Raw genomic sequence first — 23,688 nt, 5'->3', positions numbered from 1 at the left:
AGCGGTGATCGCTGTCATTTCCAGCCGTCAAATGTACGCAGGTCGACGCCATAGGGTGGCGTGGGCCAGTCTTCGCCTCCGCCATCCTCGTACTCCTCGGACTCCGTCCATAGGCACTGCGTATCCGCGGAAAAGGCGGCGCACCAGTGCGCTGTGTCAGCGAGCAGCGCCTGTGCATGCGGTGCAAGCGTTTGCGCTCGCTTGCGCTGTTCGACAGCAGCGAGTGCGGCAAGATAGTCCCAGTAGCGGGCGCGATGGAGCGGCATGGTGACCGCTTCGTCGTGGGGATGCTGCTCGCCGCTGAACCAGTCAGCCAGTGCCGCGGCGCCATCGAACAAGCCGAGGGCGCTTGCAGCGATCTGGCCGCATTCATGAAACTGTTGCCGCGCAAACTGGTGATGATAGAGAAAGGCGAACTGGCGCAGCAGCCCATGGCGCAGTGCTGCGCCGCTGTGCGTTTCCGCGTCCTTGTTCCATTGCGCATACCATTTCGCCAGGTCCGATGGGGGCAGGTTGCGGCAGTAGTGCATCTGCCAAATCCTGGCGACGGATGCATCGCGCATCAACTGCGCGACCTGGTGGCTGGCTGCATGTTGCGTGACAGCTGCGTGCAGCCTGTCCCAGTGCGCGGCGCCGCCATCCAGACGCAGGACGTAGCGCAGGTGGAGCAAGCGCAGCTCGCGGGCCAGCCGCCCGTCCTCGATATACATGAAGAACTGCTCGGGCTCGCTATCGTAGTCGGCCAGCAGGTCGACGATCGCCCGGGTCTCGTCCTGAGTAAAGGGCGACGCTTCCGGTAGTCCCTCACAGTGCAGATAAGGGTACTTTTTGCGCTGCAACTCCCATTCGGGTTCGAAGCCATTCCACGCTGCTCTCTGCTGGTAAGTACCCGCCAGCCCGATGTCGTGTACGGCAACCGAGAACATTCTGTCAATGAAGATGCTGCGCACCTGGCGCCATGACTCCGGGTGCGCGCGCCGTCCGGACGATTGCGGCCAGCACGAAAGCGCATGCGGCAAGATGGCGTCGAGCTGACGCTGGTGCTTCATCACGTCATCGGCAGCTTCATCGGCCTGTTCCCGGGCCCACTGTTCATGGGCTGAGCACGGTTCGGCAATCTCCTGCGACTCGATGCGTTTTTGCTGGTAGCTGCGGGTCGCCGCGTCACGCCCGCGCAGTGCGATTGCAACGCGCAGGAACCAGGCACGCGCGCAGCGGGCATCCTGCTCCAGCGCAAGGCAGGCATTCCGATCGGCATTCACGTGGTCGTTCAGCGCCAGATAGGCTTCGGCGCGTTCCACATACTCGGCCGCGCTTGGTGGGCCCATGCGTACCTTCGCTTCGCTTTCTTCCTGTATGCGCAGGGCGTGGAGCGCAAAGACAGGCGCTGCGCGTTCGGCATGCCATGCCTCGGCAGTCAGGCTATGGTCCAGCCTGTCCTCCTTCAGATTGAGCCGACCGTCTGCCAGGATGGCCCGTGCCGATGGCAGCCGCTCCAGCCAGTAACTGTAGATCTCGAGACGTTGTCGCATGCCGCGCTCGATGCGGTCCAGCTTCTCGTTCAGATCGGCCTTATCCAGCTTGCCCGTGACGAGGGCGGTCACCGTGCTCGTGTCGCCACAAAACAGGCCGTCGAGTTCCAGCAGGTTCCGTACCAGGTTGTCGGTATCTGGACGCTTCAGCTGACCCATTTGCTTGGTCTTGCTGCTTGCACCGTCGAACAATTCTTCACGGTACAGGTACTTGTTGAGTGCGTCGCGCAGATAGCGCGGACACGGTGTCTTTTCCGTGAGCCGCTCGATGGTCGCTTGCACGCCGCCACTATCCTTGTTCCTTGCCATTCAATCCCCCAAAAAAGCGCGGGGACGACACCTCATGCCGACCCCGGCTGTTGTTTCTCTGCTACGCGTTTAGCGGGTTTTGCTTGCCTTCGATACCGGTGCCGTACCAGGCTTGGTGTAGGTCTGACTGGTTGAATTCTTCTGGTTCGCGTGGTTGTCCCGTGCCAGCTTGTGCGCAATATTATTGCCGTTGCCCTGGTTGGCGTGGTGGTCTGCTTCCTTGCGGTTCATGATCGACTCCTGTCGTGGTGAATGGAGCCTTGAGTCTAATTTTGTGACCTGCACAGTAAAGCGTTTTTTCGATTTTGCTTCGCATAAGCATAAGCATAAGCATAAGCATAAGCATAAACGGTATTGGTATCGTCTTAGCATCCCTGCTAAGCTGGGTTCCCCCCGGCCGCCAAGCGCCGCCGCTCTAAATTGAAGAAGAGAAAGAAACCATGAGCTGCAAACATTCCCACGCCAATCCGGCCCGTGCCGTGCTGGTCCTCGGCCTGATCGCGTCGACCTTCCCGGCGGCTACCCATGCCCAGGAAACGCAAGCAACACAAGAATCCGCCCAGCTGCAAACCGTCATCGTCACCGGCACCCGTTCCCTGAACCGCCGCACCCTGGAAACCGAATCCCCGGTCGACGTCATCGGCAGCAAGGAACTGCTGAGCACCGGTTCGGGCGAACTGGCCACCGTGCTGTCGCGCCTGCTGCCGTCGATGAACTTTCCGCGTCCGACCGGCGCCGACGCCAGCGACGCCGTGCGTCCGGCGCAGCTGCGCGGCCTGTCGCCGGACCAGACCCTGGTGCTGGTGAACGGCAAGCGCCGCCATGCTTCGTCGGTCGTGAACGTCAACGGCACCCTCGGCCGCGGCTCGGCGCCGGTCGACCTGAACGCGATCCCGCTGGCTGCCATCGACCACATCGAGGTGCTGCGCGACGGCGCCGCCGCCCAATACGGCTCGGACGCCATTGCCGGCGTGGTCAACATCATCCTGAAAAAGGGCGCCGACGGCGGCGAGGCCGAGCTGGTCTACGGCCAGTACGACAAGGGCGATGGCGAGCAGGTGACCGTGCGCGGTTCGACCGGCTTCAAGATCGGCGACGATGGCTGGGTGCGCGTGGCCGTGGAAGCGGCAGACCGCGACTACACCAACCGCGCCTTCGCCGACCCGCGTCCCTCAAGCGGCCCGCGCCAGGGCACCGTGACCCAGCGCTACGGCGACCCGGACAGCAAGCCGCGCACGCTGTTCGCCAACAGCCAGATCCGCATCAACGAGAACGTCGACTGGTACGCATTCGCCAACTACGGCGAGCGCAAGACCTCGTCGGCTGCGAACTTCCGCACCGCGTTTACCGACAACACCCGGACCACGCTGCGCACTCCGCTGTATCCCGAAGGCTTCAGCCCGCTGCTGGACAGTAAATCGGTCGACACCTCGCTGGTCACCGGCCTGCGCGGCGACCTGGCCGGCTGGCGCTGGGATGCGAGCCTGAACTATGGCCGCAACCGCTTCACGCTCGACATCGACAACACCGTCAACTACAGCCTGGGCGCCGCCAGCCCGACCAGCTTCTATGCCGGTCGCCTGACCTCGACCCAGAAGCTGGCCAACCTCGACGTCGCGCGCGACATCCCGGTGGCCTTCATGAGCGGTCCCCTGACGGTGGCCCTCGGCGCCGAGGCGCGCTTCGAGTCGTATGACATCGGCGCCGGCGAGGCGAATTCCTACTTCGGCGGCGGCGCCCAGGGTTACTCCGGCTTCCGTCCCGAGAACGCCGGCGAGAACACGCGCAACAACAAGTCGTTGTACCTGAACCTGGAGGGCGAGATCACGAAGGACCTGTCGGGCGCGCTGGCGGTGCGCCATGAGCGCTACAGCGACTTCGGCAACACGACCTCGGCCAAAGCGTCGGCCCGTTACGCGTTCACGCCGGAATTCGCGCTGCGCGGCACGGCGTCGAGCGGCTTCCGCGCACCGTCGCTGGCGCAGTCGTTCTACACGATCACGACCACCAATACGCTGCTGGTGAACGGCGCCAGCGCGCTGGTCGAAACCGGCACCTTCCCGGTCGCCAGCGCCGCCGCCGCGGCCCTCGGCGCCCAGCCGCTGAAGGCGGAAAAGGCGCGCAACCTGAGCATCGGCGCGCAGTGGCAGCCAACCCGCAACTGGACCACGACCCTCGACCTGTACCGCATCGACATCGACGACCGCATCGTGTTCTCGTCGAATTTGCAGCTGGCGAATGCGCCGACGCTCGCGAATACCCTGGCCAGCCAGGGCATTTACGTCGGCGCTGCGCGCTACTTCACCAACGCCGTCGACACCCGCACGAAGGGCGTGGACCTGGTCAGCACCTACCGTCTGAACCTGCAGCAGTACGGCCGCGCCGACCTGACGCTGGCCTACAACCACAACGACAACGAGGTCAAGCGCGTGGCCGATACGCCGGCCGTGCTGTCGGCGCAGAACCTGCTGCTGGTCGACCGCCAGACCGTCAACCGCCTGACGGTCGGCTCGCCGAAGGACAAGCTGAGCCTGGCCGGCGACTACACCCGCGGGATCTGGAACGGCCGCGCCACCGTCACCCGCTACGGCGAGTTCACCGTGCCGCAGAACGACCCGGCGCTGGACCAGGACTACGATCCGCAGTGGGTGCTCGACCTGGCCGCCAGCGTGCGCGTCGGCAGTCAGTGGCGCCTGAGCGCCGGCATCGACAACGTCACCAACCGCTACCCGGCGCAGGTGACCTCGCTGGCCAACCTGAACGTGAACGGCACCCAGCCGTACAGCGTGTGGGCGCCGAACGGCTTCAATGGCCGCTACTTCTACCTGAAGGCCGGCTACACCTGGTAAGCAGTGCACCGCCTGCGCACCCGCGGCGCAGGCGGCTGTATTCGGCTTGTATCCTCAGGCCGGGACGTCCTCGATTGTGCTGGCCGCGCCGCCGCCTGTCTGCTGGCGGAATGCCTTCGGCGTCACGCCGATCAGCTTCTTGAACAGGCGGCTGAAATAGGCCGGGTCCTGGAACCCGAGTTCGTAGGCGATGCTGGCAATCCCTGCCGGCACATAGGTCAGCTTGCGGCAGGCTTCCAGCATCAAGCGGTCTTGCGTGATCTCGAATGCCGACTTCCCCGCCAGTTTCAAACACAGCCGGTTCAGCCGCGTCGGCGCCACCCGCAGCAGGTCGGCATAGCGCCCGACCTGCCACTGCTCCTTGTAGTGGCGCTCCACCTCGACCCGGAAACGGCTGAACAGCTCGAAATCGCCGCGGCCCGAGGTATCCGCGATGCGCCGTTCGGCATGCACCCGTACCAGCATCAGCAAGGCGCTGCGCGCCAGCCACTCCAGCATCAATGTGTGACCCTGGCGCGGCCAGGCGGCTTCCGAGATCAAATTCTGCAGCAGGGCCTCGATCCGCGCGCAGGTGTCGGGCACGGCGTCGAGCCGGACGGCCAGCGGCTGCAGGAATAGCGGCGCGAACAGGTCGCCTTCGTGGCCGTCTGCCGCGAACAGCATGTCCTGGTCGATGGTCAGCACGTAGCCGTGGGCCTCCGCCGAGAAATCGAAGCCGTGCGGCAGAGAAGGATGGATGGTCAGCGCCACCGGCCCGGCGCATTCCCACAGCGCGCCGTCGATGTTCGCGCGTACCTGTCCGCCCAGTAAAAAAAGTACCTGGAACAGCCCGGCATGGGTGTGGGTGTCGATGTGCCAGTCGTACTTGCGGCTGCGCGTTTCGATCAGCTCGATGTGCACGCCTTCGGCGTCCGTGCCCCGCGTGAGCTCGCCGTAGAGGGCGAACTGCGGAATCCGGGCGGGCAGGGGTGAAGTCATCGAAGGCATGGCTGGTCCGGAAATGTCCGCGAGGGAATGCAAAAATAGTACAAGTTTTTTCGGCTTTCATCCATTCATATCGGCGCCCGCGCGCACTACGATGTCCTTATACAAAACACAAACGGAGACATCACCATGCGCACCCAGGTCGCCATCATCGGCGCCGGTCCGGCCGGCCTTTTGCTATCCCATCTGCTGCACCTGAACGGCATCGTGTCGGTGGTGCTGGAATCGCGCAGCCGCGCCGAGATTGAAGCGACGATCCGCGCCGGCGTGCTGGAGCAGGGCAGCATGGACATCCTGAACGACGCCGGCGTCGGCGCGCGCATGCGGGCCGAGGGCGCGCTGCACCATGGCGTCGAATTCGCCTTCGGCGGGCGCCGCCACCGCATCGATCTCACCGAACTGACGGGCAAGGCGATCACCGTCTATCCGCAGCACGAAGTCATCATCGACCTGGTGGCGGCGCGCCTGGCTGCCGGCGGACAGATCCTGTTCGAGACGGGCGAGGTAGCGCTCCACGATACCGATAGCGCGCGTCCGTCGGTGGCCTTTGTGCACAAGGGCGAGGCGCAGCGCATCGAGGCGGATTTCGTGATCGGCTGCGATGGCTTCCATGGCGTGTCGCGCCCGGCCATTCCAACTTCGCTGCGCCAGGATTTTCAACGGACCTATCCGTTCGGCTGGTTCGGCATCCTGGTGGAGTCGGCGCCGTCCTCGAATGAATTGATTTATGCCCAGCACGAGCGCGGGTTTGCGCTGGTGTCGACGCGCTCGCCGACGGTGCAGCGGTTGTACTTCCAGTGCGATCCGAAGGACCACGTGGATAACTGGTCGGACGACCGTATCTGGGCCGAGCTGCACGGGCGGCTGGAGAACGACGACGGCTGGAAGCTGAACGAAGGGCGCTTCTTCCAGAAGGGGATCATCGGCATGCGCAGCTTCGTGTGTGCGCCGATGCGCGCGGGGAGACTGTTCCTGGCGGGGGATGCGGCGCACATCGTGCCGCCGACCGGGGCCAAGGGGATGAACCTTGCCATTTCGGATGTGAAGATCCTGGCGCAGGCGCTCGATGACTTCTACAAGAAGGGCAGCGAGGCGGGGCTGGACGGGTATTCGGAGGCGGCGCTCAAGCGCATCTGGCGCGCGGAGTATTTTTCGTGGTGGATGACGCGGATGCTGCACACGTTCGCGGATGCGTCGCCGTTCGAGCGCCAGGTGCAGAGGGCGGAGCTGGAGAATGTGGTGGCGTCGCGGGCAATGAGTACGGCGCTGGCGGAGAATTATGTGGGGGCGTTTTGATCGATTGCGTCTGAGCAGCAGTGGTCGGCACACGCTTGTTCCAGCGCTCGTTGAACCCATGGGCACGGGGCGCCCACCCTACGGATTCATGAGCGCGGCCCAGCCTACCCTTCCTACCTTAGCGTTCTTCGGTGATCGAAGCGAGAAGGGCGACGGTGTCGTGCGCCCCCATCTTGGCGGCGGCGTCCAGCGCCGAGATGCCGGTGGCGTCGACGGCGAACGGGTCGGCGCCGCGCGCGAGCAGCAGGCGGGCGATGTCGACGCGGTTGAACATGGCGGCGATCATCAATGCTGTCTTGCCGTTCGGGCCGGCGCCGTTGACCGCGGCGCCGCTGTCGAGCAGCAGCGTGGTCACCGCCAGGTCGCCCTTGAAGGCGGCGCCGGCGAGCGGGGTCTGGCTGGCGTCGTTCAGGAGTTCGGGGTCGGCGCCGTGCTCCAGCAGCACGCGCGCGGCGTCCAGGTGGCCGTGGTAGCAGGCCAGCATCAAGAGGCTGTCGCCGCGTTCGTTGCGCAGGTTCGGCGGCAGGCCCTGGCCCAGCAGCGTGGCCAGCTCGCCGGCTTCTCCAGTGCGCGCGTGCTGGAACACGCGGCGCACGAAGGCGAGGGTGTCTTCGTCGAGCTCGCTGGGGTTGGCGGGGCGGGTCGGTTCCTGGGCGTGCATCGGTTTCTCCTGTTCAGTGTTCGAAACTTCATTACATCACAGGCGGGCGAACGGCGTCACTGCAATCTGCTAGCGTGCGGGCGTGGTGGTGCGCGCCGGGGCGGCTTTCGCCTTCAGCAAGGGATAGGGATTGATGGCGCCGCCGCTTTCGTAGATGCCGTAGTGCAGGTGCGGCGGCGTGCCGGCCGCGTTGCCCGTGGTGCCGACATAGCCGAGGATGGTGCCGGGCCGCACGCGCTGGCCGCTCTCGATGTCGGCATAGCGGTCGAGGTGGGCATAGTAATGGCGCTGGCCGCCGGGGCCGAGCACCCACACCACCTGGCCGCCCAGCGAATTGCTGCTCACGCGCAGCACCACGCCTTCGGTTGCCGAGATCACCGCCGTGCCGCGCTTGGCAAAGATGTCGATGCCTTCGTGCTTGCGTCCGCCGCTACGCGCGCCGCCCCAGGTATCGCGCAGGGCGCGCGGTTCGACGCCGCGCACCGGTACCGGCAATACGGCCGGCACCGGCTGCGAGGCCAGGCGCATCGCGTACAGGGCGTTCTTGATATAGGGACCGAACAGCGCGTAGGCGCCGACGGCGAGGGCAATCAGGACCAGGCTGCGCAGCAGTATTCGCATGGGATCAGTCATCGGGTAGGCGCTGCCCGGCACGCGGGCCGGCGCCGGACGCAAGAATGCGCAGGCGAGCGGTATGTGCCGCAGCGCCTGCGCCGGTCGGAATCATGGCGGCGGAGGATGCCGCCGTAGTCTCAATTTTCCTTGCCCAATACATCCTGGTCCAGGCTGCGCTTCGATTGCAGCGTGCTGGACTGTTGCGATCCGGATTGCCCGGATTGAGACTGCTGGGACCCCGACTGCTGGGAACCGGATTGCTGTGCGCCCGACTGCTGCGAACCGGACTGCCAACCGGATTGCGAGCCGGACTGCTGCAGGTTCGACTGCTGACCCTGCGGCTGACCGCTTTGCTGGTTGCCAACTGCGCCGCCAGAGCGGCTGCCCGTGCCGAGTGCCGGGGTGACGTCGTCGTCCAGGTCGGCCGATTGCATGTTGCCGGCCCGGTTGCCGCTGTCGCGTGACGATGGCTTGCCGATGCCGCCATCGCGCACCCCATTGTTCAGGTTGCCGGTCGTCCCGGTGATGCCGGCACTGCTGGTGCCGACGCCGCTCAGTTCGTCGTAGTTGCGGCCTTTCGTACCTTTACCCTTGTTTTCACCCATTCTTGCCTCCCGCTTTGAATGTCGATGACCCATGGTAGCGCGTCGCCAGTGAGGGGCAATAGGAGAGAGGGCGATAGGTTTGTAGGAATGCTCGGACGCTGCCTCAGCATAATCCGAGCAGACCGCGTTTATGCCGCAGCGCAGCGTGCCTTGCGCCGCCGTCCGCTCGTAGAATACGCGATTGCATTCATGTCAATTCCGCGAGGGCCGTATTCATGTCGTACATGCTATTGATCCACGAACCCGTCGGCCAGCGCGCCACCCGCACCGAGCCTGAAGGCCGCGCCCTCTACGAACGCATGCTGCGCTTCGGCGCCGCCTTGCGCGAGGAAGGCGTGCTGCTCGATGCGCAGTCGCTGGCGCCGCTGTCCCAGGCGGCCCGGGTGCGTGTCGATAACGGCAAGGCGCGGGTAATCGATGGTCCGTTTGCCGAGGCCAAGGAAATGATCGGCGGCTTTTTCCATGTGAACGTGGCGACGCGCGACGAAGCGCTGGCGCTCGCGGCCCGGCCGCCGAGTGGGCCACGGTCGAGGTGCGCGCGCTGGCTCCCTGTTACGAGCGCTGAGCGGTGCGCTGAACTATTTTTGCAGGGCGTGTCGATTTTTGGCATGCCGGTTCGTCGTACTGTCGAAAGCCGGTTTTTACGGGACGCCCGCCCCGGACCGGTCTCTTCAACCACAGGAGAACCACCATGCGCTTCATGATCATCGTCAAAACCACGCCCGAGTCCGAAGCCGGCTGCATGCCAGGCGAAGACTTGCTCACTGCGATGGCCGACTACCACGGCGAACTGGCCCGTGCCGGCGTCTTGCTCGACGCCAGCGGCCTGCATCCGAGCAGCCGCGGCATGCGCATCCGTTAAGAGCGTGCCCGCGCGAACGGCTGACCGTGGTCGTAGGGTGGGTTCTCGAACCCACCACTCCGCACGCGATCCGGGCCATCCGCCGCATATCGACATGCGTCCGCCGTACCGCGTGGGTTCGAGAACCCACCCTACAAAACCGTGGCGTTGTTCGTGGGGTGGGTTCTCGAACCCACCATCCCGATAACGGCCTGCGCCTACGTCATTGCTGTATCACTCCGCGTGATGCGCCTTCTCGTACTCGTCCGCTTCCGCCTTGGTCGCGTGCACGATGCCGTCCGGGTGTTCCGGCGGGGTGTACAGCGTGTACAGGCGCATCGGCTCGGTCTGCGAGGTATTGATCACATTGTGCTCGGTGCCGGCCGGGATCACGACCGCGACGCCGTCTTCCAGCTGGTGCTGTTCGCCGTCCAGGATCGCCACGCCTTCGCCCGCTTCCACGCGGATGAACTGGTCGTGGCCCGTGTGGTGCTCCAGGCCGATCTCTTCACCCGGCTGCAGGGTCATGATGACCAGCTGGCTGCGCTCGGTGGTGTACAGGACTTCGCGGAAGTTGTTGCCCGCGAGCGTTTTTTGTTCGATGTTGATGCTAAAGCCCGACATGATTTCTCCATTGAATAAGCAACGGCGCATCCCTGGAGCGCCGCCTGGTCTTGATTGTATAGCAGCGAAACCGGCCTTGCTGGCAGCGCGCGGTTTTCCTGCGGGAAATAAATTGTGGAGGTGGCGGGTGCGGTCCTGCTTATAGCAACCGGGCATGTTTATATGGGAAATTTATCGTTCTTAAGAAAGTAGACATGCCCTATACTCCACCGCTTGTCATTTCGCCGTTGGAGAATTCATGGGCAATCGCCGCACTTTCATCGCTGTTGCAGCCGCGCTCGCCGCGCAGCTGTCGTTCGCCGCTTCCGCACATGCCGACCAGCTGGCCGACATCAAGAAGAAGGGCGAAATCGTCTTCGGCGTGCTCGGCACCGACGAGCCGAACAGCTTCATCGACCCGAAGACCCGCGAACTGGTCGGCTACGAGATCGACCTGGCCAAGGCGGTCGCCAGGAAGATCGGCGTCAAGCCGGTGTTCAAGCAATTGTCGGTGGCCGCCCGCATTCCCGAACTGCAGCAGGGCCACGTCGACGTGCTGGCCGCCACGCTTACCCACAACAAGGAACGCGAAGCGCAGGTCGACTTCGCGCTGACCCACTTCGTCACCGGCTCGAAAGTCATGGTGCGCAGCGCCAGCGGCATCACCGCGCTGCCGCAGCTGGCGAATAAAAAGGTCGTCACCGTCCGCGGCGGCACCCAGGAAACGAACATCCGCGCCGTCGTGCCGACCGCGAACATCGTCACCTTCGAGAACACCCAGCAAGCCTTCCAGGCGCTGCAGCAGGGCAAGGGCATCGCCTACGTGAACGACGAATCCTCGCTGCTGGCCGACTACGGCAAGCTCGGCCCGGCCGCGAAGAATTTCACGATTCTGCCGACCAGCATCGGCGTCGAGGCGATCGCACTCGGCCTGCGCAAGGGCGAAAAGAACCTGAAGGGCGTGGTCGACGCCACCCTGCGCGAGCTGGAAACCAGCGGCGCGGCGAATGGGCTGTTCAACAAGTGGTACGGCCCGGGCACCCGCCCGAACATGGCCAAGCGCACCTTCACCATCAGCACCGACAAGATCTGAGTCATAGCAGTTGAGCTTTTTCGATCCATCCATCCTGCAATCCGGCCAGTACCATGACTGGCTGGTGCAGGGTCTCATCCTGTCCCTGCAATTGACGGCCGCCAGCTTCGTGCTGGCGCTGCCGTTCGGCGCGCTGCTGGCCCTGATGCGCAGTTCGCCGAACCGGGTGCTGCAGTCGCTTGGCGCCATCATCGTCGAAAGCATCCGCAACGTGCCGCTGCTGGCGCACCTGCTGTTCTGGTACTTCGCCTTTCCCGAGCTGCTGCCCGAGCCGGTGAAAATGGCGCTCTACGACAGCAATCCGGAAGCGATTTGCGCCGTGATCGCGCTCAGCCTGTACGCGGGCGTGCACATGGCCGAGGACATCCGCAGCGGCATCCGCGCCGTGCCCGCCGCCCAGCTCGAAGCGGCGCGCTCGCTCGGCCTGGGACGCTTTGCCGCCGTGCGCCTGGTGCTGATGCCGCAGGCGATCCGCATCTCCGTGCCGCCGCTGCTGTCGCAGACCGTGAATTTGTGGAAGGACACTAGCGTGGCCACCGTGATCGGCGCCGCCGAAATGATGTACCAGGCCGCGCGCGTGGAGACGGCGAGCTTTCGCAGCGTGGAGGCGTTCACGTTCGCGACGCTGGCCTACCTGACGGTGTCGCTGCTCATCTCCCTGGCCGCGCAGCTGTATGGGCGCCGCTTCCCGGTGCGTACGGTGTAGGAGGCGGAGCATGATCGAACTGATCCAGGAATACTGGCTGTACTTCCTCGTTGGCCAATACCCGAACGGGCCGCTGGGCGGGCTGTCGCTGACCATTTTGCTGTCCGGCGCGGCGCTGCTGCTGGCAATGCCGCTCGGCCTGATGCTCGGCATCGCGCGCGTGAGTCCTTATCGCGCCGTGCGCTGGCCGGCGGCTGCGCTGGTGCAGGTGGTGCGCGCGGTGCCGCTGCTGCTGGTCGTGTTCTGGGCCTATTTTTTCCTGCCGGCCGTGACCGGCGTAAAGACCGGCCAGGCCACCACCATGCTGATGACGCTGGTGCTGTTCGACGCGGTGTATCTGGCCGAGATTGTCGCCGCCGGCATCCGCGCGCTGCCGAAAGGGCAGATGGAAAGCGCGCGTTCGCTGGGCCTGGGCTACTTCGCGGCGCTGCGCCTGGTGCTGCTGCCGCAGGCGCTGAAGAACGTGCTGCCTTCGCTGGTGAACCAGCTGGTGTCGACCATCAAGGCGACGTCGCTTGGCTACATCATTGGTTTGTCCGAGGTGTCGTTCATTGCGACCCAGGTGAATACCCTGGTGTTCACCAAGGCGGTCGAGGTCTACATTATTTTGGCGCTGACCTATTTCGTGCTGTGCTTCGGGCTGTCGCGGCTGGCCTTCATGCTGGAGCGCCGGCTGGGGCGTCGCGCTACGCCGGTGGCCCCCATTTCGCTGTAAAGAGAGTTGAACGATGATCGTTCTGGAACAAGTCAACAAGTGGTACGGCGAGTATCACGCGCTGGTCGACGTGTCTGAGACCGTCGGCAAGAACGAGGTGGTGGTGGTGTGCGGGCCGTCGGGCTCGGGCAAGTCGACCCTGATCCGTACCCTGAACCGCCTGGAGGAAATCGACGGCGGCCGCATCGCCATCGACGGTCGCGACATCCACGCGCGCGGCCTGGACGTGAACGCGCTGCGCGCCGGGATCGGCTTCGTGTTCCAGCAATTCAACCTGTTCCCGCACCTGACGGCGCTGGAGAACTGCATGCTGGCGCCGGTGTCCCTGAAGCGCGCCACCAAGGCCGAAGCGCGCGCCTATGCCATGGAGTTGCTCGACGGCGTGGGGCTGGCGCACAAGGCGGACGCCTACCCGCACCAATTATCCGGCGGCCAGCAGCAGCGCGTGGCGATCGCCCGCGCGTTGGCCATGCGCCCGCCCATCATGCTGTTCGACGAACCGACCAGCGCGCTCGACCCGGAAATGGTGGGCGAGGTGCTGCAGGTGATGCGCAAGCTGGCCGGGCAGGGCATGACCATGGTCTGCGTGACCCACGAGATGGGCTTTGCGCGCGACGTGGCGGACCGGATCTGGTTCATGGCGGAAGGGAAGATCCTGGAAAAGGCGACGCCGGAGGACTTCTTCACGAAGCCCCAGCATCCACGCGCGCAGCAATTCCTGGCGGATCGCAGTAACCGTTGAATGGCCTGGGGCCGTGACCGTACGGTGGGCACTCCGTGCCCACGCGGAACGACGCATCGTGTTTGCGTATCTTGAGACGCACGATGCGATTGTCGAAACGCCTCGGGACGATCATTCGGACGCGCTTCCACATGGCCGCGTCTCGGGTTCAAATACAGCCAACATAGCGGCGCGTTCCGCGTGGGCACGGAGTGCCCACCCTACAGTTTCGACAGATCCAGCTCGACCCAGGCCGGCACATGGTCGCTTGGTTTCTCGCGCCCGCGTATCTCGTGGTCGGTGCCGGCGGCAACCAGGGCCGGCGCCAGGCTGGGGCTGAGCAGCAGGTGGTCGATGCGCAGCCCCGCATTCCGCCCGTACGCATTGCGGAAATAATCGTAGAAGGTATACATCACCTCGCCCGGGTGCATGGTCCGCAGCGCGTCGGTCCAGCCCTGCGCCACCAGCCTGTGGAAGGCTTCGCGCGTTTCTGGCCGGAACAGGGCGTCGTCGCCCCAGCGCTCGGGCTTGTACACGTCGAGCTCGGTCGGCATCACGTTGTAGTCGCCGGCAATGACCACTTTCGCGCCGGTATCGATCAACTGCGCCGCGCGCGTGATCAGGCGCTCGAACCAGGCCAGCTTGTAGTCGAACTTCGGCCCCGGCGCCGGGTTTCCGTTCGGCAGATACAGGCCGCAGACCACGATGTCGTTCACCACCGCCTCCAGGTAGCGGCTCTGTTCGTCGCTCGGGTCGCCCGGCAGGCCGCGCGTAACCTCGACGGGGTCGACCCCGCGCGCCAGGATCGCGACTCCGTTCCAGCTCTTCTGGCCCTGCCAGATGGCGCCGTAGCCGGCTGCGTTGATTTCCGCCAGCGGGAAGCGCTCCTGCGGGGCCTTCAGTTCCTGCAGGCATGCGACGTCGGGCCTGGTTTCTTCCAGCCACTGGAGCAGGGCAGGCAGGCGGCTGCCGATGCCGTTGACGTTGAAGGTGGCGATGCGCATGGATGCTCCGATCTTGATGAGTTGACTTGTTTATATGCCAGTGCGGCCGGTTCCGGCGCACGCCAGCGGACCGATTCCTGTCTTTTTCATGCGTTTTCCATGCCCTGTGCATGGGCTCGCCGCATGCGCGCGGATACCGCTGAGCGTGCGCGCCGGAATTTGCAAAATAGTTATCATGAGATTTTACACACCACCACTGGAGATGCTCATGTTCAAAAACCCCCTGCGCGTGCTTACCGCTTCCGCTCTGCTGGCCGCTTCCGCCCACGCCGCCGCCGGCGGCTGGGCCTACAAGCCGCTGGAGATCGAAGGCGAACTGGTCGAGGAAGTCGGCCCGGCGAGCCGTTGCCTGTCGAAATTCGGTGGCACCATCAGCGGCCACGGCAACAGCGCGCTCATGGGCAAGGTGGTTTTCATCGGCACCGACTGCATCACGCCGATCGGCCCGCTGTTCAACTTCGGCGGCGGCAAGTTCATCGTGATGACCACCTCGGGCGACCAGATCTACGCCAACTACAGCGGCCAGTTCGTGCCGACCGGCCAGGGCACCCAGTACGTGTTCTCGGGCGCCACCTTCCAGGTGACCGGCGGCACCGGCAAGTACGCGAAGATCACCGGCGGCGGCGTCCTGAGCGGCGGCGAAGACATGGCCACCGGCAAGGGCACCATCAAGCTGGTCGGCCGCGTGCTGGTCAAGGACAAGTAATCAGGCGGCGCTGGTTGACTCCATCAACAACTCTATTTGCACAAATGGAGTTGTCAAGATTCGCTGACTGGAGTAATCTGAAAGGCGAGCCTGCGGGCTCGTTTTTTCATTCCAGGTTACGTTTCACATGACAGCTCCAGATCCGGGTGCGCAGCCACCGGAAGCGCAGGACCCTTCACCTCCACCAGCAGGCAAGGGCGGGCATCGGCACGACTGGCGCCTGGAAATGCGCACCGAGTTCTCGGACTGGCGCACCTGGTGGGCGCGCGCCGTCGTGGTCGCCATGGCGGTGACCTCGGGCCTCGTCATCGTCGCCTTTACCGCACTGGGCGAACACGCTTTCCACATCTTCGACGACCTGCGCAGCATGGGCTGGTGGTTCCCGCTGCTGTGGACGCCTGCGCTGGCCGCCGGCCTGGTCTGGCTCACGCGGCGCTTCGCCCCGGGCGCGGCCGGTTCCGGCATTCCACAAGTGATGGCGGCCCTCGATTCCGGCCCTGGCGCGCGCGGCCTGTTCGTGTCCCTGCGCCTGAGCCTGGCGAAGATCGCGCTGACCACCGGCGGCCTGCTGGCCGGCCTGTCGATCGGGCGCGAAGGCCCCTCGGTGCAGATTGCCGCCGGCGTCATGCTGCAGGCGCGGCGCCTGATGCCCGACCTGCGCCGCATTCCCGTGCACGGTTTGCTGGTGGCGGGCGGCGCGGCCGGTATCGCTGCCGCCTTCAACACGCCGCTGGCCGGGGTCGTGTTCGCCATCGAAGAACTGGCGCGCGTGCCCGAGCAGCGCAACAGTGGCCTGATCATTACCGCCATCGTGCTCGCCGGCCTGGTCGCGGTGTCGGTGTACGGCAACGCCACCTATTTCGGCATCATCCGCGTAGCCCAGCTCGACCTCGGCCTGCTGCTGCCGGGCCTGGTGCTGACCCTGCTGGCCGGGGTTGCCGGCGGGCTGTTCTCGCGCCTGCTGATCGCCTCGCTGCGCGGGCGGGGGCACGACCCGATGAGCCGGTTGCGGCGCAGCCGGCCAGTGATCTTTGCGGCGGTCTGCGGCCTGGTGGTGGCGGTGATCGGCATCGTGACCGGCGGCGCCACCTTCGGTTCGGGGTACGAGTCGACCCGTGCGATGGTCGAAGGCAGCGAGGTCATGCACCCGGCCTATGTGGTCTTCAAGTTCGTGGCCACCTGGCTTTCGACCTGGTCGGGCGTGCCGGCCGGTATCTTTGCACCCTCGCTGGCGATTGGCGCCGCGCTCGGCAACGACGTGGCCTTGCTGGTCTTCCACACCCAGGTGCCGGCCCTGATTGCGCTGGGCATGGTCGGCTTCCTGGCAGCGGCCACCCAGGCGCCATTGACCGCTTTCATTATCGTGATGGAAATGGTAAACGGCCACGCGATGGTGCTCAGCCTGATGAGCTGCGCGCTGGTGGCCAGCTTCGTGTCGCGGCTGATCAGCCCGCCGCTGTACCCGACGCTGGCGCGCTTGCAGCTCGAGCGTATTCCCGGCACCGGCGACAAGCCTGGCGCATGAGTCATCCCTTGCATACGGCCCCGTGCGGCTAGTCCTACAACACCATCGCCCGTGTACCTATTGCGATGCTCTGCCGGATTGTTAGTATCGACATCACAGTCACGATATGGAGAGCACGATGGATACGAAAGGCAACAAGCAGGACGTACAAGGCCGCTCCTGGGACCAGATCACCAAGAACGGCACCAGCAGCGCCGGCAGCATGGGCACCGGCGGCACGGGCGACATCGGCAGCATGTCGGGTAATACCGAAGCGGGCAGCAGCCAGCAGGATTCGCGCACCGATGACCTGCTCGCCTCCGGCGCCGACGAACAAGGCGGCGCCGAGGGCTTCCAGAACCCGAAAGGCAAGGGCGAGATCCAGACCGGCATGGCCGGCATCGGCAACCTGGCCGGGAACGGCGCGGGCAACCGCCAGCAGGACGAGCAGAAAGCCCAGTCCGAAGCGCGCGGTGCGTCCGAGTCGGGCGGCGGCAGCGAGAACCGCTAAGCGGGCAGGCATCCGGCCTGCGCCGGATGCTTGAGTAAGACGGGACGCCCGGGCACTATGCCGCGCGGGCGTCTCGTTGCGTGCGTCGTCGCACGCCGTGGTGCATACTGCGGCGCACTGGAACGAACAGGTGGAGTACCACACGTATGACCCAACACATCGGTATCGTCGGCGGTTCGGCCGAGGGTGCGGCCCTGTGCTACCGCACCATCTGCATCGAAGGCGCGCAGCAGCTCGGCCCGCATGGCCATCCGGAAGTCAGCATGCACACGCATTCGCTGGCCGACTACGTTGCCTGCGTCGAGGCGGGCGACTGGCAGGGTGTGGGCGAACTGATGCTGGCGTCGAGCGAAAAGCTGGCGCGCAGCGGCGCCGATTTCCTGATCTGCCCGGACAATACCATCCACCAGGCCTTGCCCCTGATCGCCGCGCGCTCGCCGCTGCCCTGGCTGCACATCGTCGACGCCGTCGCAGCCCAGGCGCAGGCGCGCGGCTACCGCCGGCTCGGGCTGCTGGGTACGCGCTGGCTGGTCGAGAGCGAGGTGTATCCATCACGGCTGGCGCCGCTCGGCATCGAATGCGTGCGCCCGCCGCAGGAAGAGCGCGAGGACATCAACCGGCTCATCATGGATGAACTGGTGTGCGGCGACATCACGCCGGAGGCGGTGCCGCGCTTGCAAAGTGTGATCCAGAGGCTGGCCGCCGAGGGCTGCGACGCCGTCGTGCTCGGCTGCACGGAGGTCCCGCTGGTGATCAACCCCGGCAACTCGCGCCTGCCCACGCTGGATTCGACGCGCCTGCTGGCGCGTGCTGCGCTGGCGAGGGCCACAGAGGCCGGTTGAGGATAAGGCGGGCCGATTCGTGCCGGCGGCCTCCNGGAGGTCCCGCTGGTGATCAACCCCGGCAACTCGCGCCTGCCCACGCTGGATTCGACGCGCCTGCTGGCGCGTGCTGCGCTGGCGAGGGCCACAGAGGCCGGTTGAGGATAAGGCGGGCCGATTCGTGCCGGCGGCCTCCGACTCGTAGAGGATGTGAAAAAATTGTCAGGGCAAGGCGCCGAGTCGAAGACAGTACGAGCGTACGGCGAGACGAGGCAACGCAGCCATGGCGATTTTTTCACATCCTCGTAGGGTGGGCACTCCGTGCCCACGCGGTACGCACGTATCCATTTTACGTTGGCCGTGCCGCAGATTTCCGTGGCCTCGGCAGCATGGAACGATGTGCGTGACCGATGTTCGTCAGAGGCGGACGTTTCGAGCGACATGTCGCCATACGTGTCCGGGTGATGCGCTCGTAACCGCGTGGGCACGGAGTGCCCACCCTACGATTATTCGTGCCCGTCAATGCGCGGAGCGCAGCGTCAGCTTCACAATCTCCCCCGGCTGCCACAGGCGCATGCGCGGCCCCCAGCCGCCGGCGCCGCGGCTGACCACCAGGTCCATGCCGCCGACCTTGTACTCGCCCACGTACCGCGGGAACTGGCGCTGCACCAGGTAATTGAAGGGCCAGATCTGCCCGCCATGCGTGTGCCCCGACAGCATCAGGTCCACGCCACGCGCCGCCGCCCCCTCGACGATGCGCGTCGCCGGAATATGGCACAGCAGGATGGTCGCCACGCCGCTGTCCGCCGGCACCACCGTATCCAGCCCGCCCAGGAATTCGCCGCCGCCGCGCATGGTGCGGCCGATGTCGTCGACGCCCGCCAGCACCAGGCCTGGCGCCAGCTCCACCTTTTCGTTGCGCAGCCAGCGCACGCCGCCCGCCGTGAACTCGGTGATCGTGGTATCGACGTCGCCATAGAACTCGTGGTTGCCGGTCACCGCCCACACCCCGCGCGGCGCCTTCAGCCGGCGCAGCACGGCGGCCAGTTCAGCCTCGCCGAGCGGATTGTCCTCGACCTGGTCGCCCACCATCACCACGGCCGCCGGCTGCAGGGCGTTGATTTGCTCGACCCGCTGCGCCATCCATGCCGAGCGGCGCTGGGCGCCCAGGTGCAGGTCGGACACCGCCACCAGCACCATGCCGTCGAGTTCCTGCGGCAGGTTCTTCAGTGCTACCTCGTATTCGCTGATTGCCGGCGCGCGCACTGCCTGGAAGATCGCGAAACCGCTCACCAGCACGCCGGCCACGGCGGCCATGCCGAGCAGGCGCGGCGCCCGGTCGCGCCACCACAGGCCGAAGCCGGTCAGCAGGTCGGCCACCAGCAGGCACAGTGTCATCAGGAACAGCACGCCGAGCCAGGTCATGGCGAACTGCCCCGGCCACCAGCGCCAGTCGATCGCCTCGTCGCCCAGGCGCACGCCCCACAGGTAGACGATCCAGACCAGGATGACGGCTATCCACCAGGCGCGCGCCGGAACGCGGCTGCGGATCGGGGTGACGCGGTGGATGCGGTGGGCGACGTAGAAGTGGAAAAGGGAACCGATGACGTTCAGGATGATCGAAAACATGGTCTGGCTGCGCCGCCGGGCGGCATGATCGAATGGGGCCGGCGCGCCTGGAGGTGGCGCCGGGAGAGCGGCGATCTTAACCCATCCGCTGCCCGGTTGCCGGGCTCGGCCGTGCGCGCATGCAGGTCGGCGGCACGGCTCAGCGGTAGGGCTCAGGCGTATAGCTCAGGCGTGCGGATCAGGCATACAAATCAGGCCCGCGCCGGCGCGCGGCGCTTGTCCGGCGCGGGCCAGGATGCGCCGGAAGCGCGGGCATTCGAGGTGGCTGGCGGCCGGGCAGGCGGCGGCGTGGCGCAGGCCGTCGCGCAGTACCGTCAGCTTGCGGATGGTGTGGTCGAGTTCGTCGGCCCTGGCCGTCAACAGGGTGCGGTCGATGGCCAGCTTGCCATCCGCCGTGAACATCGCGCCGATCTCGGCCAGCGAGAAGCCGGCGGCGCGCCCGAGCGCGACCAGGGCCAGGCGTTCGAGCACGCCGGCGCCGAACACGCGCCGCAGCCCGCGCCGGCCGGCCGAGGCGATCAAGCCTTTTTCCTCGTAATAGCGCAGCGTCGAGGCGGGCAAGCCGCTGCGTGCCGCCACTTCGGCGATGTCCATCGATTCGTCCTTGACTTCAAGTCCACTTGAGCTGGCACGATAGCACCGGACGACTATTCCAGACAAGGAGAAGGCAATGAACACGGAAACGAGCGGGCAGGGCGCATTGTGGAAGGGCGGCGCCGGCAATGCCTGGGTGGACGAGCAGGCGGTGATCGACCAGATGTTCGGGCCGATCGAGACCTTGCTGGTGGAGACGGCGGCGTCCAGCAAGGTGGAACGGGCGCTGGACGTCGGCTGCGGCACCGGCGGCACCACGCTGGCGCTGGCGCGGCGCCTGGGAACGGGCGCCAGGTGCACCGGGATCGACATCTCCGAGCCGATGATCGCCAGCGCCCGGCGGCGGGCAGCGCTGGAGGGCTTGCCAGTGGACTTCGTCTGCGCCGACGCCCAGCACCACCATTTCGAACCCGCCAGTGTCGACGTGGTGCTGTCGCGCTTCGGCGTGATGTTCTTCGACGATCCGGTCGCCGCCTTTGCCAACCTGCGCCAGGCCACGCGTCCGGGCGGACGCCTGTGCTTCGTCGCCTGGCGCGCGGCCGAGGACAATCCCTTCATGACGGCGGCCGAACACGCTGCGCGCCCGCTGCTGCCCGGCCTGCCGCAGCGCCAGCCAGACGAAGCGGGCCAGTTCGGTTTTGCCCGCGAGGCCAGGGTGCGCGACATCCTGGAGCACGCCGGCTGGGAGGGAACGAAGGTGGAGCGGCTTGACGTACAGTGCCGTTTTCCCGAGAGCGAACTCACCGGCTACCTCAGCCGCATGGGGCCGGTCGGGCGGGCAATCGCGGGACTGGACGCCGCTATGCAGCAGCGGGTGATCGAGACAATGCGGCCCGCCTTCAATGCCTTTGTCACCGGCGACACGGTGTCGTTCCGGGCTGCTTGCTGGGTGGCGAGCGCGCAAGCCGGTTAAAGGCAGCTGTCCGGCGCGGCAGGCCTCGGCATTTCTGTAATTGCTATGAAGATAGGTCTTCTCTATAATGAGAATGAATTATCGTTAAATGCCAATGTCCGAGATGACCGCCAGAATCCCCGCACCCCGCCCCCGCCGTATCGCGCTCGCCGTGCTGCTCGCCACCCTGTCCTGCGCCGCCGGCAACCATGCACGCGCTGAGGCGGATACCGCCCAGGCATCTGGCGCCTCGGCCGGCACAGGCGCGGCAGGCAGCCCCACCGCGCCGGCTCAAACTACCGTGCGGGTAACGGGCCAGCGCCAGAACTACCGCAGCCTGTCCGCCACCGGCGCCACCAAGACCGACGCCCTGTTGATCGACCTGCCGCAAAGCGTGCGCGTGCTGACCTCCGACCTGCTGGCCGATGCGGGCGTGCAGACGCTGGCCGGGGCGCTCGACCTGAGCAGCGGCGTCACGCGCCAGAGCAACCTGGGCGGTTTGTGGGACAGCTATGCCATGCGCGGCTTCACCGGCGATCCGAACTTCGGCTCGGACTACATGGTCAACGGCTTCAGTTCCAGCCGCGGCTACAACGGCCTGCGCGACAACGCGAATACCGACAGCATCGAGGTGCTGAAGGGCCCGGCCTCGGCGCTGTACGGACGCGGCGAACCGGGCGGCACGGTGAACATCGTGACCAAGAAGCCGCGCTTCACGCCCGCCTGTTCGGCCGACCTGTCCGCCGGCAGCTTTAACACCTGGCGCAGCGCGGTCGACCTGACCGGGCCGCTGAGCGAGAACGTCGCCTACCGCCTGAATGCAGCCTACGAACAGGGCGACAGCTTCCGCGACGTCATCACCAGCGAACGCAGCTTGGTGTCGCCCTCGTTCATCTGGCTGATCGGCGAAACGACCACGCTGTCCTGGGAAATCGAGGCCGCGCAGCAGAAGACGCCGTTCGACCGCGGCGTGCCGGCGGTGAAGGGCGTGCTGGGCGTGGTGCCGAACACGCGCTTCCTCGGCGAGCCGCGCGACGGCAAGGTCACCGTCAAGTCCTTCGGCCAGCAGCTGTTCCTGCGCCACGAGTTCAACTCCGACTGGTCGCTGCAGACCGGCCTGTCCTACCGCGACAGTTCGCTGCGCGGGTTCTCCAGCGAAGTCAACGACATCCTGGCCGACGGCCGCACCGCGCGCAGGCAGCACCGCTACCGCGACTGGTCGGCCACCGACGCCTCCGGGCGCATCGAGATCGTCGGCAAGCGGCGTGCGGCAGGGCTGGTCCACAACGTGCTGGCCGGCGCCGACTTCTACCGTTTCAGGGATGCGCGCATCCTGCTGCGCCGCAATCCGTCCGCCGCCAACGGCTACCTCATCGACATCTTCAATCCCGTCTACGGCGGCGTGTCCGATCCGCTCGCCCTGTCGACCTCGACCCGGGAAAGGCAGCAGGCGCGCGGCCTGTACCTGCAGGACCAGATCGATTTGTCGGCACGCTGGAAGGCGCTGCTCGGCCTGCGCCACGACAGCTACGAGCAGACCGTGGCGAATGTACGCACCGCGCTGTCGAACACGCAGAAGCTGACCGAGACCAGCCCGCGCATGGGTCTTGTGTACCAGCCGCTGCCGAATGTCGCCGTGTACGCGAACGCAGCGCGCGGCTTCCGGCCGAACAGCGGCATCAGCCTGGAAAACACCGCGTTTCCGGCTGAAAGCAGCCGCTCCTACGAAGTGGGGGCAAAGCTCGACAGCATGGATGGCAAGTCGAGCGCCACGCTGGCGCTGTACAAGATAGCCAAGACCAACGTGCTGACCACCAACCCGGTGAACACCGACTATGCGATCTCGGCCGGCGAAGTCGGCAGCAAGGGCGTGGAGCTGGACGGGTCGGGCGAGATCTGGAAGAACCTGCGCCTGTCGGCCGCCTATGCCTGGACCGACGCCACCGTCACCCGCGGCGACAACACCATCGTCACCGGCAGCCGCTTTCCGAACGTGCCGAAACAGAGCGCAAACCTGATCCTCACCCGGCGCTTCGCGCTTGCCGGCGGCGCGGCCACGCTGGGCGGCGGCCTGAATTACGTGGGCGAGCGCTTCGGCAACGTGGCCGCATCGAGCCGGTTCGTTTTGCCGTCCTACACCACGGCGCGATTGATTTCCTCGTATGCGCCAAGCCCCAGGCTGCGCATCTCGCTGAACATCGACAACCTGTTCAACCGCACGTATTACGCCAGTTCGTACAGCGAGGCCTGGGTCAATCCGGGCACGGAACGTACGGCGACGCTCCGCGTGCACTATAGGTTCTAGCAAGCCCCGTCCGGGCCGGCTCAGCCTGCTCAAGTTTGTAGTGGTCAAGTAATTTCGGACACGACGATAGGTTCTTTCGCTGCCATGGTGCGTTCATAGACGCTGGGCGGCAGATTGCCCAATACTGAGTGCAGGCGTTCACAGTTGTAGAAGCCGGCGATGTAATTGGCTACATCAAGCTTGGCTTCCGCG

General features: G+C 65.7%; 22 protein-coding genes and 2 pseudogenes. 14 read left to right on the top strand and 10 right to left on the bottom strand.

Annotation, left to right across the window (positions count from 1 at the left end):
- Window positions 1-14 precede the first annotated feature (14 nt).
- Together QWL29_RS23175 and QWL29_RS23170 are read right to left on the bottom strand one after the other, a co-directional pair.
- Window positions 15-1,814 carry a hypothetical protein gene (locus QWL29_RS23175; protein WP_305825211.1) on the bottom strand — a complete coding sequence of 600 codons (1,800 nt, stop codon included), beginning with the start codon at window positions 1,812-1,814 and terminating at the stop codon, window positions 15-17.
- 96 nt (window positions 1,815-1,910) lie between these two features.
- Window positions 1,911-2,072, bottom strand: a complete 162-nt coding sequence (locus QWL29_RS23170; RefSeq protein WP_305825210.1) for a hypothetical protein — start codon at window positions 2,070-2,072, stop codon at window positions 1,911-1,913.
- A 209-nt stretch (window positions 2,073-2,281) separates the two neighbouring features.
- On the opposite strand from QWL29_RS23170, the gene QWL29_RS23165 reads away from it, so the two are divergent.
- The gene (locus tag QWL29_RS23165) at window positions 2,282-4,690 is read left to right on the top strand and encodes a TonB-dependent receptor plug domain-containing protein (RefSeq protein ID WP_305825209.1); all 2,409 of its coding nucleotides are present in this window, start codon (window positions 2,282-2,284) and stop codon (window positions 4,688-4,690) included.
- 54 nt (window positions 4,691-4,744) lie between these two features.
- On the opposite strand, the gene QWL29_RS23160 is transcribed toward QWL29_RS23165, so the two are convergent.
- A complete protein-coding gene (locus tag QWL29_RS23160; RefSeq protein WP_305825208.1) occupies window positions 4,745-5,677 on the bottom strand; it encodes a helix-turn-helix domain-containing protein in 933 nt (310 codons plus the stop codon).
- Between the two features lie 126 nt (window positions 5,678-5,803).
- Here QWL29_RS23160 and QWL29_RS23155 point away from each other — a divergent pair, with 126 nt between their 5' ends.
- Window positions 5,804-6,970, top strand: coding sequence for a 4-hydroxybenzoate 3-monooxygenase (locus QWL29_RS23155; protein ID WP_305825207.1), 1,167 nt, complete (start codon window positions 5,804-5,806; stop codon window positions 6,968-6,970).
- 118 nt (window positions 6,971-7,088) lie between these two features.
- Here the strand turns inward: QWL29_RS23155 and QWL29_RS23150 are convergent, their stop codons facing one another.
- From QWL29_RS23150 to QWL29_RS23140, 3 genes are all read right to left on the bottom strand, one after another.
- Window positions 7,089-7,631, bottom strand: coding sequence for an ankyrin repeat domain-containing protein (locus tag QWL29_RS23150; protein ID WP_305825206.1), 543 nt, complete (start codon window positions 7,629-7,631; stop codon window positions 7,089-7,091).
- Between the two features lie 69 nt (window positions 7,632-7,700).
- Window positions 7,701-8,252 (bottom strand): M23 family metallopeptidase, encoded by a 552-nt coding sequence (locus QWL29_RS23145; protein WP_305825205.1) that lies wholly within the window; start codon window positions 8,250-8,252, stop codon window positions 7,701-7,703.
- 131 nt (window positions 8,253-8,383) lie between these two features.
- Window positions 8,384-8,851, bottom strand: a complete 468-nt coding sequence (locus tag QWL29_RS23140; RefSeq protein WP_305825204.1) for a hypothetical protein — start codon at window positions 8,849-8,851, stop codon at window positions 8,384-8,386.
- A 215-nt stretch (window positions 8,852-9,066) separates the two neighbouring features.
- On the opposite strand from QWL29_RS23140, the pseudogene QWL29_RS23135 reads away from it, so the two are divergent.
- Together QWL29_RS23135 and QWL29_RS23130 are read left to right on the top strand one after the other, a co-directional pair.
- Window positions 9,067-9,416: pseudogene (locus tag QWL29_RS23135) on the top strand (YciI family protein).
- A gap of 126 nt (window positions 9,417-9,542) precedes the next feature.
- Window positions 9,543-9,710, top strand: a pseudogene (locus tag QWL29_RS23130) (YciI family protein); the annotation flags it as partial.
- Window positions 9,711-9,926: 216 nt separating this feature from the next.
- Here the strand turns inward: QWL29_RS23130 and QWL29_RS23125 are convergent.
- Window positions 9,927-10,316: a cupin domain-containing protein gene (locus QWL29_RS23125; protein WP_305825203.1), complete on the bottom strand. Its 390-nt coding sequence runs from the start codon at window positions 10,314-10,316 to the stop codon at window positions 9,927-9,929.
- A gap of 238 nt (window positions 10,317-10,554) precedes the next feature.
- Here QWL29_RS23125 and QWL29_RS23120 point away from each other — a divergent pair, with 238 nt between their 5' ends.
- From QWL29_RS23120 to QWL29_RS23105, 4 genes are read left to right on the top strand one after another with little or no spacing between them, the layout of a single operon-like run.
- A complete protein-coding gene (locus QWL29_RS23120; protein ID WP_305825202.1) occupies window positions 10,555-11,388 on the top strand; it encodes an ABC transporter substrate-binding protein in 834 nt (277 codons plus the stop codon).
- A gap of 10 nt (window positions 11,389-11,398) precedes the next feature.
- Window positions 11,399-12,094 (top strand): amino acid ABC transporter permease, encoded by a 696-nt coding sequence (locus QWL29_RS23115; protein WP_305825201.1) that lies wholly within the window; start codon window positions 11,399-11,401, stop codon window positions 12,092-12,094.
- Between the two features lie 10 nt (window positions 12,095-12,104).
- A complete protein-coding gene (locus QWL29_RS23110) occupies window positions 12,105-12,809 on the top strand; it encodes an amino acid ABC transporter permease (RefSeq protein WP_305825200.1) in 705 nt (234 codons plus the stop codon).
- 13 nt (window positions 12,810-12,822) lie between these two features.
- Window positions 12,823-13,551 carry an amino acid ABC transporter ATP-binding protein gene (locus QWL29_RS23105; RefSeq protein WP_305825199.1) on the top strand — a complete coding sequence of 243 codons (729 nt, stop codon included), beginning with the start codon at window positions 12,823-12,825 and terminating at the stop codon, window positions 13,549-13,551.
- 200 nt (window positions 13,552-13,751) lie between these two features.
- Here QWL29_RS23105 and xth read toward each other — a convergent pair whose 3' ends face one another.
- Window positions 13,752-14,534, bottom strand: coding sequence for an exodeoxyribonuclease III (gene xth, locus QWL29_RS23100; protein WP_305825198.1), 783 nt, complete (start codon window positions 14,532-14,534; stop codon window positions 13,752-13,754).
- A 208-nt stretch (window positions 14,535-14,742) separates the two neighbouring features.
- On the opposite strand from xth, the gene QWL29_RS23095 reads away from it, so the two are divergent.
- The 4 genes from QWL29_RS23095 (at window position 14,743) to QWL29_RS23080 (ending at window position 18,097) form a co-directional block, all read left to right on the top strand.
- On the top strand, window positions 14,743-15,240 hold the full coding sequence (locus QWL29_RS23095; RefSeq protein WP_305825197.1) for a hypothetical protein: 498 nt from the start codon (window positions 14,743-14,745) through the stop codon (window positions 15,238-15,240).
- A gap of 127 nt (window positions 15,241-15,367) precedes the next feature.
- A complete protein-coding gene (locus QWL29_RS23090; RefSeq protein WP_370663732.1) occupies window positions 15,368-16,765 on the top strand; it encodes a chloride channel protein in 1,398 nt (465 codons plus the stop codon).
- Between the two features lie 118 nt (window positions 16,766-16,883).
- A complete protein-coding gene (locus tag QWL29_RS23085) occupies window positions 16,884-17,255 on the top strand; it encodes a hypothetical protein (RefSeq protein ID WP_305825196.1) in 372 nt (123 codons plus the stop codon).
- Window positions 17,256-17,401: 146 nt separating this feature from the next.
- On the top strand, window positions 17,402-18,097 hold the full coding sequence (locus QWL29_RS23080) for an aspartate/glutamate racemase family protein (RefSeq protein ID WP_305825195.1): 696 nt from the start codon (window positions 17,402-17,404) through the stop codon (window positions 18,095-18,097).
- A gap of 498 nt (window positions 18,098-18,595) precedes the next feature.
- Here the strand turns inward: QWL29_RS23080 and QWL29_RS23070 are convergent, their stop codons facing one another.
- Complete coding sequence (locus QWL29_RS23070) at window positions 18,596-19,705, bottom strand: metallophosphoesterase (protein WP_305825194.1); 1,110 nt, start codon at window positions 19,703-19,705, stop codon at window positions 18,596-18,598.
- A gap of 165 nt (window positions 19,706-19,870) precedes the next feature.
- A complete protein-coding gene (locus QWL29_RS23065) occupies window positions 19,871-20,299 on the bottom strand; it encodes a helix-turn-helix domain-containing protein (RefSeq protein WP_305825193.1) in 429 nt (142 codons plus the stop codon).
- Window positions 20,300-20,375: 76 nt separating this feature from the next.
- Here QWL29_RS23065 and QWL29_RS23060 point away from each other — a divergent pair, with 76 nt between their 5' ends.
- Both QWL29_RS23060 and QWL29_RS23055 read left to right on the top strand, forming a co-directional pair.
- Complete coding sequence (locus QWL29_RS23060) at window positions 20,376-21,212, top strand: class I SAM-dependent methyltransferase (protein WP_305825192.1); 837 nt, start codon at window positions 20,376-20,378, stop codon at window positions 21,210-21,212.
- A gap of 103 nt (window positions 21,213-21,315) precedes the next feature.
- The gene (locus QWL29_RS23055; RefSeq protein ID WP_305825191.1) at window positions 21,316-23,496 is read left to right on the top strand and encodes a TonB-dependent siderophore receptor; all 2,181 of its coding nucleotides are present in this window, start codon (window positions 21,316-21,318) and stop codon (window positions 23,494-23,496) included.
- Window positions 23,497-23,688: the final 192 nt, after the last annotated feature.

Origin of the sequence: Massilia brevitalea (assembly GCF_030711405.1) — a bacterium.
Classification (GTDB): domain Bacteria; phylum Pseudomonadota; class Gammaproteobacteria; order Burkholderiales; family Burkholderiaceae_D; genus Telluria; species Telluria brevitalea.
Note: the sequence above shows the minus strand (reverse complement) of the source record. Positions and strands in the feature narration are given on the sequence as shown.

What these genes read in the sequence shown, in the direction of transcription:
- QWL29_RS23170 (WP_305825210.1), bottom strand. Translation starts at nt 2,072, where the DNA reads ATGAACCGCAAGGAAGCAGACCACCACGCCAACCAGGGCAACGGCAAT.
- QWL29_RS23165 (WP_305825209.1), top strand. Translation starts at nt 2,282, where the DNA reads ATGAGCTGCAAACATTCCCACGCCAATCCGGCCCGTGCCGTGCTGGTC.
- QWL29_RS23160 (WP_305825208.1), bottom strand. Translation starts at nt 5,677, where the DNA reads ATGCCTTCGATGACTTCACCCCTGCCCGCCCGGATTCCGCAGTTCGCC.
- QWL29_RS23155 (WP_305825207.1), top strand. Translation starts at nt 5,804, where the DNA reads ATGCGCACCCAGGTCGCCATCATCGGCGCCGGTCCGGCCGGCCTTTTG.
- QWL29_RS23150 (WP_305825206.1), bottom strand. Translation starts at nt 7,631, where the DNA reads ATGCACGCCCAGGAACCGACCCGCCCCGCCAACCCCAGCGAGCTCGAC.
- QWL29_RS23145 (WP_305825205.1), bottom strand. Translation starts at nt 8,252, where the DNA reads ATGCGAATACTGCTGCGCAGCCTGGTCCTGATTGCCCTCGCCGTCGGC.
- QWL29_RS23140 (WP_305825204.1), bottom strand. Translation starts at nt 8,851, where the DNA reads ATGGGTGAAAACAAGGGTAAAGGTACGAAAGGCCGCAACTACGACGAA.
- QWL29_RS23125 (WP_305825203.1), bottom strand. Translation starts at nt 10,316, where the DNA reads ATGTCGGGCTTTAGCATCAACATCGAACAAAAAACGCTCGCGGGCAAC.
- QWL29_RS23120 (WP_305825202.1), top strand. Translation starts at nt 10,555, where the DNA reads ATGGGCAATCGCCGCACTTTCATCGCTGTTGCAGCCGCGCTCGCCGCG.
- QWL29_RS23110 (WP_305825200.1), top strand. Translation starts at nt 12,105, where the DNA reads ATGATCGAACTGATCCAGGAATACTGGCTGTACTTCCTCGTTGGCCAA.
- QWL29_RS23105 (WP_305825199.1), top strand. Translation starts at nt 12,823, where the DNA reads ATGATCGTTCTGGAACAAGTCAACAAGTGGTACGGCGAGTATCACGCG.
- xth (WP_305825198.1), bottom strand. Translation starts at nt 14,534, where the DNA reads ATGCGCATCGCCACCTTCAACGTCAACGGCATCGGCAGCCGCCTGCCT.
- QWL29_RS23095 (WP_305825197.1), top strand. Translation starts at nt 14,743, where the DNA reads ATGTTCAAAAACCCCCTGCGCGTGCTTACCGCTTCCGCTCTGCTGGCC.
- QWL29_RS23090 (WP_370663732.1), top strand. Translation starts at nt 15,368, where the DNA reads ATGACAGCTCCAGATCCGGGTGCGCAGCCACCGGAAGCGCAGGACCCT.
- QWL29_RS23085 (WP_305825196.1), top strand. Translation starts at nt 16,884, where the DNA reads ATGGATACGAAAGGCAACAAGCAGGACGTACAAGGCCGCTCCTGGGAC.
- QWL29_RS23080 (WP_305825195.1), top strand. Translation starts at nt 17,402, where the DNA reads ATGACCCAACACATCGGTATCGTCGGCGGTTCGGCCGAGGGTGCGGCC.
- QWL29_RS23070 (WP_305825194.1), bottom strand. Translation starts at nt 19,705, where the DNA reads ATGTTTTCGATCATCCTGAACGTCATCGGTTCCCTTTTCCACTTCTAC.
- QWL29_RS23065 (WP_305825193.1), bottom strand. Translation starts at nt 20,299, where the DNA reads ATGGACATCGCCGAAGTGGCGGCACGCAGCGGCTTGCCCGCCTCGACG.
- QWL29_RS23060 (WP_305825192.1), top strand. Translation starts at nt 20,376, where the DNA reads ATGAACACGGAAACGAGCGGGCAGGGCGCATTGTGGAAGGGCGGCGCC.
- QWL29_RS23055 (WP_305825191.1), top strand. Translation starts at nt 21,316, where the DNA reads ATGACCGCCAGAATCCCCGCACCCCGCCCCCGCCGTATCGCGCTCGCC.